This window comes from Pseudomonas sp., from assembly GCF_030147005.1.
GTDB lineage: Bacteria > Pseudomonadota > Gammaproteobacteria > Pseudomonadales > Pseudomonadaceae > Aquipseudomonas.
Window position 1 is genome coordinate 22,383 of the sequence record NZ_JASLAW010000074.1, and the last position, 8,090, is coordinate 30,472.

General features: G+C 58.2%; 5 protein-coding genes. 1 reads left to right on the forward strand and 4 read right to left on the reverse strand.

Going from position 1 to position 8,090, the window contains the following annotated elements; genetic code table 11:
- Positions 1–50: 50 nt before the first annotated feature.
- A complete protein-coding gene (locus tag Q1V60_RS07265) occupies positions 51–1,442 on the reverse strand; it encodes an L-cystine transporter (protein WP_300628803.1) in 1,392 nt (463 codons plus the stop codon).
- Between the two features lie 242 nt (positions 1,443–1,684).
- Here Q1V60_RS07265 and Q1V60_RS07270 point away from each other — a divergent pair, with 242 nt between their 5' ends.
- Positions 1,685–2,740 carry a haloacid dehalogenase-like hydrolase gene (locus tag Q1V60_RS07270; protein WP_300628804.1) on the forward strand — a complete coding sequence of 352 codons (1,056 nt, stop codon included), beginning with the start codon at positions 1,685–1,687 and terminating at the stop codon, positions 2,738–2,740.
- Between the two features lie 162 nt (positions 2,741–2,902).
- On the opposite strand, the gene Q1V60_RS07275 is transcribed toward Q1V60_RS07270, so the two are convergent.
- The 3 genes from Q1V60_RS07275 to Q1V60_RS07285 form a co-directional block, all read right to left on the reverse strand.
- Entirely contained in the window at positions 2,903–4,363 is a 1,461-nt protein-coding gene (locus tag Q1V60_RS07275; protein ID WP_300628805.1) for a hypothetical protein, read from the reverse strand.
- Between the two features lie 164 nt (positions 4,364–4,527).
- The gene (gene ilvD, locus Q1V60_RS07280; protein ID WP_300628806.1) at positions 4,528–6,369 is read right to left on the reverse strand and encodes a dihydroxy-acid dehydratase; all 1,842 of its coding nucleotides are present in this window, start codon (positions 6,367–6,369) and stop codon (positions 4,528–4,530) included.
- A gap of 305 nt (positions 6,370–6,674) precedes the next feature.
- Positions 6,675–7,835, reverse strand: a complete 1,161-nt coding sequence (locus tag Q1V60_RS07285) for an MFS transporter (RefSeq protein ID WP_300628807.1) — start codon at positions 7,833–7,835, stop codon at positions 6,675–6,677.
- Positions 7,836–8,090 lie beyond the last annotated feature (255 nt).

An 8,090-nucleotide genomic window follows, 5' to 3' on the forward strand; every position in this document is an offset into this window, starting at 1 on the left:
GTGCCTGAAGTACCTTCGCGAGCACGCTCGCTCCTACAATTGATCCGACTTCAAGCCTGCGCTAGTTCGGCATGCTCGTCGGCGTCCAGCAACGCTTTATCCGTTTGCCCCATGACCTGGCTGGTAATCGCCCCGGCCGTCATCGAGCCGTTCACGTTCAGCGCCGTACGGCCCATATCGATCAGCGGCTCCACGGAAATCAGCAACGCCACCAGCGACACCGGCAAGCCCATGGCCGGCAGTACGATCAACGCCGCGAAGGTCGCGCCGCCGCCCACGCCCGCCACACCGGCCGAACTCAGGGTCACAATCGCTACCAGCGTCGCGATCCACAGCGGGTCCAGCGGGTTGATGCCGACGGTCGGCGCAACCATCACCGCCAACATCGCAGGATAGAGCCCCGCACAGCCGTTCTGGCCGATGGTCGCACCAAACGAAGCGGCGAAACCGGCGATCGACTGCGGAATGCCCAGGCGACGGGTTTGCGCTTCAATGCTCAAGGGGATCGAGGCGGCGCTGGAGCGGCTGGTGAAGGCAAACGTCAGCACCGGCCATACCTTGCGAAAGAAGCGCAGCGGGTTGATCCCGGCCAGCGACAGCAACAGGCCGTGCACCACGAACATCAGGCCGAGGGCCAGGTACGACACCACGACGAAACTGCCGAGCTTGATGATGTCCTGCAGATTGGAGCTGGCGACCACCTTGGTCATCAGCGCCAGTACGCCGTACGGGGTCAGCTTCATGACCAGGCGCACCAGGCGCATCACCCAGGCTTGCAGGGTGTCGATGGCGTTGAGCACTTTCTGGCCTTTTTCCACGTCATCCTTGAGCAGTTGCAGGGCGGCAACCCCCAGGAAAGCGGCGAAAATCACCACGCTGATGATCGACGTCGGCTTGGCCCGAGCCAGATCGGCAAACGGGTTGGCCGGCACGAACGACAGCAGCAGCTGCGGGACATTCAGCTCGGCGACCTTGCCCGCGTAATCGTTCTGGATCACTTGCAGGCGCGCCATTTCCTGAGTGCCGGCGACCAGGCCTTCGGCGGTAAGGCCGAACAGGTTGGTCAGGCCGATACCGATCAGCGCTGCAATCGCGGTGGTGAACAGCAGGGTGCCGATGGTCAGGAAGCTGATCTTGCCCAGGGACGAGGCGTTGTGCAGACGCGCCACGGCACTGAGGATCGAGGCGAACACCAGCGGGATCACGATCATTTGCAGCAATTGCACATAGCCGTTGCCGACCAGGTCGAACCAGCCGATCGAGGCCTTGAGCACCGGGTGGCCGGCGCCATAGATGGCGTGCAACACCACACCGAATACCACGCCAAGCACCAGAGCGACCAGGACCTTCTTGGCCAGGCTCCAGTTCGTGCGGCCGGTTTGTGCCAGGCCCAGCAGCAGGGCCACGAACACCAGTAAGTTGAGAATCAGGGGAAGATTCATTGAAGCTCCGTTGATAAGGCAGCCAATCGCTCGAGCCTGCGACTGCGAGCCGGGAAGCCTAACAGCTTGAAATATATTGATTTAATACCGATATGGAATGGTCACTGTCGTTTTTGGAATAAGCGTCTGACGCTCCCGCACATGCCTGCGGCGTAATCAAGACGCACGCGGTCGTGCTCAACGCGGGTACTGTCATACAGATTTGCTAGCGTCGGTGTCTTTCACTCAGGAAATAAACGCTTATGAAGCTCGCGCCGAAATTGCTTGCCGCTCTTTGCCTCGGACTTGCCAGCCAGGCGTTCGCCGCCACCGAGTTGAAGCACTGGCCGGCGCCTGCCGCCAAACAGTTGAACGAGATGATCGCCGCCAACGCCAACAAGGGTAATTTCGCGGTGTTCGACATGGACAACACCAGCTACCGCTATGACCTTGAAGAATCCCTGCTGCCGTACATGGAGAACAAGGGGCTGATCACCCGCGACAGCCTCGACCCTTCGCTCAAGCTTATGCCGTTCAAAGACACCGCCGACCATAAGGAAAGTCTGTTCAGTTACTACTATCGCCTCTGCGAAGTGGACGACATGGTCTGCTATCCGTGGGTGGCCCAGGTGTTTTCCGGGTTCACTCTCAAGGAACTCAAAGTCCAGGTTGATGAGTTGATGGCCTCCGGTAAACCCGTCCCTGTTACCTATTTTGAAGGCGACGCGGTGAAGCAGTCCGAAGTGCAGCCACCTAAAGTCTTCACCGGCCAGGCCGAGCTGTACAACAAGCTGATGGAAAGCGGCATCGAAGTGTATGTGATGACGGCCGCCTCGGAGGAGCTGGTGCGCATGGTCGCGGCCGATCCGAAGTATGGCTACAACGTCAAACCCGATAACGTCATCGGCGTGACCACCCTGCTCAAAGACCGCAGCACGGGCGAACTGACCACCGCGCGTAAACAGATCGCCGCCGGCAAGTATGACGAGAAGGCCAACCTCGGCCTGGAACTGACGCCCTACCTGTGGACCCCCGCCACCTGGATGGCCGGCAAGCATGCGGCCATCCTCACCTACATCGACGAATGGAAAAAGCCGGTGATCGTCGGCGGTGATACGCCCACCAGCGACGGTTACATGCTGTTCCATGATGTGGACGTGGCCAAGGGGGGCATCCATTTGTGGATCAACCGCAAAGACAAATACATGACCCAGCTCAACGGCATGATGGCCAAACATGCGGCGGCGCAGGCCAAGGAAGGGTTGCCGGTGACGGCGGACAAGAACTGGGTGATCGTCAAGCCGGAGGACATCCAGTAACCACCGGTAAATGCGGGAGCGGGTTTGCTCGCGAAAGCGGAGTGTCAGTCACTGGAATATCAACTGAAGTACCGCATTCGCGAGCAAGCCCGCGCCCACAGGTGATTTTGTTTGTCAGGCGACTTTCGGCAGATTTTTAGTATCAAACCAGCACGTACAACGTTAGTGCTCGGGATGCGGGTTGTTCAATGACCTGCAAGTCTCAAGCACTGTTTGATAGGCATGATTAACCGCGTCGGCGTTATATGCGTCCGCGCCTGCCAGCTGGTTAAAACAGAGCGGCGTGAAGTCCTTTTTGTCGTTATACGAAAATACCGTATAGGCTTCGTTAAGCGAGTGGCCTCCGCTGAAGGTGAGACAGGCGGCGGTCAGCGTTTTCGCATGTTCCATGGAAAATACCTTTCCTTCCTGGGCCAGATTTATAAATAAATGGTTCAACAGGTTGGTGCTGCCGGACATGCCGACACCCATTGAGCGTTCGGCGTGCAGCGCGGCTCGATTGTGAGGGGTTATTCCCTGGGTGGCGGGTTGGTAGCGGTCGATAGGCCTGATGCCCAACGTACCCTGCAGGTGGGTCTGTTGGTGTGGCGCTGACTGATAAGGCAGCAGCACGCCATATTGATCGCTGCGCAAGCTTCTGTTTTTGAGCGATTTAATCAGCTGCCGCTGGCCGTCGATGACATCCGCATAGTGCCGTGTTGCCGTGGTGGTCACAGACTTTAATTGGGGGGCGACCAACATATATTTCACTGCCAGCGACAACGTCAGTGGAATGGCATAGCGGTCGCGACTTTGCAGCATGGCGACAAAATTCTGCGGCGTGGGGTTCTGCAGGAATGTTTGAGCTTCCTTGATCTGTTCGCGCCAGCCGGGTGGGTCAGCGAGCATCTTTTGATGAATGTCGGCGCACACACCAAGTTGCGTGGCAGGCGGGTAGCTATTGAAGTCCGTTAGAATTTTGTGCGTGAGCACGTCATTGATGCGGTGTGATTCCGGCGAGGGGTTGTTAATTACATGCCCTGAAAAGGCAGTGTCGAAAAGACGCCCATAGTAGTTGTCATTACGCTTGGTGATGTAAAACTCTTTTTCCAGGCTATTCGATATTGCCTCTATCTTCGCCAGTAAGGCCTGGTTTTTTTCCGGTTCGGATGACAGTTTGAGCTGAAGTTGGGTTATGAGGTTTTGCGTAATATCTTTTGAGCTTTTGTTATCCAGCCAGCTCACTTTCAGCTTCTCGATGACGGGCGCTTTGACCGAGGCATCCAGTGCCGACTCTGCAACCGCAAGGGTCAGCGCCAACAGCACCTCCTTGGGCGTTCTTATCAGCTCATGCGCAGGCTGTGGCCGGTGGGTCAGGGGTGGGGTGATTGCATGGGTAATGTCTGTAAAGTTTTTGCTGGACAAGTGCCTGGCTTGAACTTTAGTGATCATGCCTCGGCTGTCCACCGTGACCCTGTCCTTCATCTGGAATGCAGTTTCAGGGCTGATTGTTTTGCCGAGCAAGGTACTGGCCTTTTCGTCAGGGCATAAACGCCTGATGCTGTTTTGAGAACGCTGAAATGCAGAGGGTGCGTGGTCTTGGGCCCGAAGGCTGGCGGAAAGAGCGCCGTCTAATGGTTTCATCGTCCCACCTTTTATTAAGCCGATTGTCTCGGTTGGTGGGCGATTCGGGAAAAGGGTTCCACTTGCCAGCGCAAGAGCCCAGGCGCGTCAGACGGGGTAAAAAAATGCCCCGCTTGTGCGGGGCATTCTGTTGGGGCAACGATAGGTTGAAGGCGGGTTAAAGCTTACAGCCCATCCAACATCGCCTTGTTACGCACCGCGCCTTTGTCGGCACTGGTAGCCAGCAGCGCATAAGCCTTCAATGCGGTGGTCACTTTGCGTGGACGCTTCTCCACCGGCTTCCAGCCTTTTTTGTCCTGCTCAACCCGGCGTGCCGCCAGTTCTTCGTCGCTGATCAACAGGTTGATCGAACGGTTCGGGATGTCGATCAGCACCTTGTCGCCATCCTGCACCAGGCCGATCGCACCACCGGCAGCGGCTTCCGGCGAAGCGTGGCCGATGGACAGGCCCGAAGTGCCGCCGGAGAAGCGGCCGTCGGTGAGCAGGGCGCAAGCTTTGCCCAGGCCCTTGGACTTGAGGTACGACGTTGGATAGAGCATTTCCTGCATACCCGGGCCGCCTTTCGGGCCTTCGTAGCGGATGATCACGATGTCGCCTTCTTTCACTTCGTCAGCAAGGATGCCGCGCACCGAGCTGTCCTGGCTTTCGTAGATCTTGGCACGGCCTTCGAAGACGTGGATGGACTCGTCCACACCGGCAGTTTTCACCACGCAACCGTCGAGAGCGATATTGCCGTACAGCACGGCCAGGCCACCCTCTTGCGAATAGGCGTGCTCGACGCTGCGGATGCAGCCGTTTTCACGATCGTCGTCCAGGGTGTCCCAACGGGTCGACTGGCTGAACGCGGTCTGGGTCGGGATGCCGCCAGGGCCTGCCTTGAAGAAGGTGTGCACGGCTTCGTCGTCAGTCTGGGTAATGTCCCATTTGGCGATGCCTTCGGCCATGGATTTACTGTGTACGGTCGGCAGGTCGGTGTGCAGCAGGCCGCCACGGGCCAGGGAACCGAGGATCGAGAAGATCCCGCCGGCGCGGTGCACGTCTTCCATGTGGTATTTCTGGATGTTTGGCGCGACCTTGCACAGTTGCGGTACGTGGCGCGACAGACGGTCGATGTCGCGCAGGTCGAAATCGATCTCGGCTTCCTGGGCGGCGGCCAGCAAATGCAGGATGGTGTTGGTGGAACCGCCCATGGCGATGTCCAGAGTCATGGCGTTTTCGAACGCCTTGAAGTTGGCGATATTGCGCGGCAACACCGACTCATCGTTGTCGGTGTAGTAACGCTTGCACAGCTCGACGATGGTGCGGCCGGCCTGCAGGAACAGTTGTTCGCGGTCGCTGTGGGTGGCCAGCGTCGAGCCGTTGCCCGGTAAGGCGAGACCCAGGGCTTCCACCAGGCAGTTCATCGAGTTGGCGGTGAACATGCCGGAGCACGAACCACAGGTTGGGCAGGCGCTGCGCTCGTATTCCGCGACCTTCTCGTCAGAGGCGCTGGAATCGGCGGCGATCACCATGGCGTCGACCAGGTCGAGACCGTGGGAAGCGAGCTTGGTCTTGCCGGCTTCCATCGGCCCGCCGGAGACGAAGATCACCGGGATGTTCAGGCGCAGGGCGGCCATCAGCATGCCTGGCGTGATCTTGTCGCAGTTGGAAATGCACACGATGGCGTCGGCGCAGTGGGCGTTGACCATGTACTCCACGGAGTCGGCGATGATCTCGCGGCTCGGCAGCGAGTACAGCATGCCGTCATGACCCATGGCGATGCCGTCATCCACGGCGATAGTGTTGAATTCTTTCGCTACACCGCCGGCGCGTTCGATTTCACGGGCGACCAGTTGGCCCAGGTCCTTGAGGTGGACGTGACCGGGTACGAACTGGGTGAAGGAGTTGGCAATCGCGATGATCGGCTTCTTGAAGTCGTCATCTTTCATCCCCGTGGCACGCCACAGTGCGCGCGCGCCGGCCATGTTGCGGCCGTGGGTGGATGTTTTCGAGCGGTAATCAGGCATTGGAGCACTCCGGGCGGCTAATCAAGTACTAAAGGGGAGTGAGCTTCTAATTGACGACTGGAGCACCCGAAAAATGGCCGTGTGTCCGGAAGTTGCCACTCGCGTCGCGGGATCGCCGCGTGCTCGGGCCTCGAGCTCATAAACCCGCCGGGGGATGACTGGCGATGAATAGGGCCGATTCTACACCGTCTTCCTGTAGGAGCGAGCTTGCTCGCGAAAAACGTATAGATGACGCGGTTTACCTGACAGAACCGCGTTATCGTTGGCGATCTTCGCGAACTAGCTCGCTCCTACAGTGGACAGTGTCAGCGGGTGATACGGGCGTTTGTCAGCCAACCCCACAGGCTGAAAACGATGAAGCTCAAAGCAATTACCATCAATAAATGAGTTCCGGTTTGCGCAAGGGCTGCGCTGCTGACGGCGGCGGTAAGGAACATGATGCTGTTGCCAGCTGATGCGGCTGTACCCGCACTGTTTGAGAACAGTAGCATCGCCGCGGAGATGGCGGCGGGCCGCACCAGCGTGACGGCGAGGGCGCTGATCAGCATCGGGATCAGCAGGGTGACGGTGGTGATGGCATCCCACATCAGGATCAGCGTTAACAGCACGCCGGCGACGCAGAGTAAGCCAAGGCCGATATTGATTTGCCGGGACAATGAAATGCGTTTCTGCAGATACGAGGCCGCTACACCGCCAAGCAGATAGACCACGCCGTACACCATCAGCACCAGTGCGTATTGATATTCGGAAAGCTTCAGCTCATCCATGAAAATCATCGGCGTCACGCTGATCAAGGCGAAGTAGCAGGCGAATACCAGCGCGGCGATCCACCAGTAGCGCAGAAAGTCGCGATTCGAAGCGACAGCTTTCAGTGTGCCTAGGATCGATACAGCGGCACGGTGCGGGCTGGCGGACTTGCAGGGCAGGACGCAAAACGCATGAATCAACATGCCCAGCGCCATCACGGCAAACCCATAGAAGGTGCCTTGCCAGTCGAACGTGGTTTGCAGCCATGAGCCGATCAACGGTGACAGGGCGACAAACGAACCGCTGAGGGTCATGTAATACAGGCGCACACGGGCGCGGTCCTGTTCCTCGAACAGGTCTTCCACCAGTGCATGACCCAATACGAAAAAACCACACCCCATGGCCTGGACGCTTCGAAACAACAGAAAGGTCAGGTAGTCCGTCGCCAGTGCACAACCAATCGCCCCCAGGATCGCTAGCGTGATGCAGCCGATGAGCACTTCCTTGCGGCCCCACTTATCCGATAGCGGGCCGGCGATCAATTGGGAAACCGAAAAGACGAGCGTGAACAGGCTGATGGACAGTGCAATGTCTGCCGATGGCGTATCGAATTTGGCGGACAGGGCGGGGAAAGAGGGCAGCAGGATATTGATCGGGAAGAAGCTGATCAGGGAGATGCAGGTGATGAGAATGAAGCGGGATAGCGAAGAGCCAAACATTGTTGTTTTCCGGGATGAAACCAGAAACCGATACAAGTCTGCGAAAAGTGGAATTCAATCAAAACTACGGTGAGATGTTTCTTGGATTCATGTGGTTTGAGGTTGTAGGAAAAGATTCCTGACGCAGCGCGGTTCAAATGTGGGAGCGGGCTTGCCCCAATGCCAGTCAGTTAAGCGCTAGAGCAGGCAACCGTCGGCCTGTGGCGAGGGAGCTTGCTCCCGCTGGGCCGCGAAGCGACCCCAGAAAATGGGACT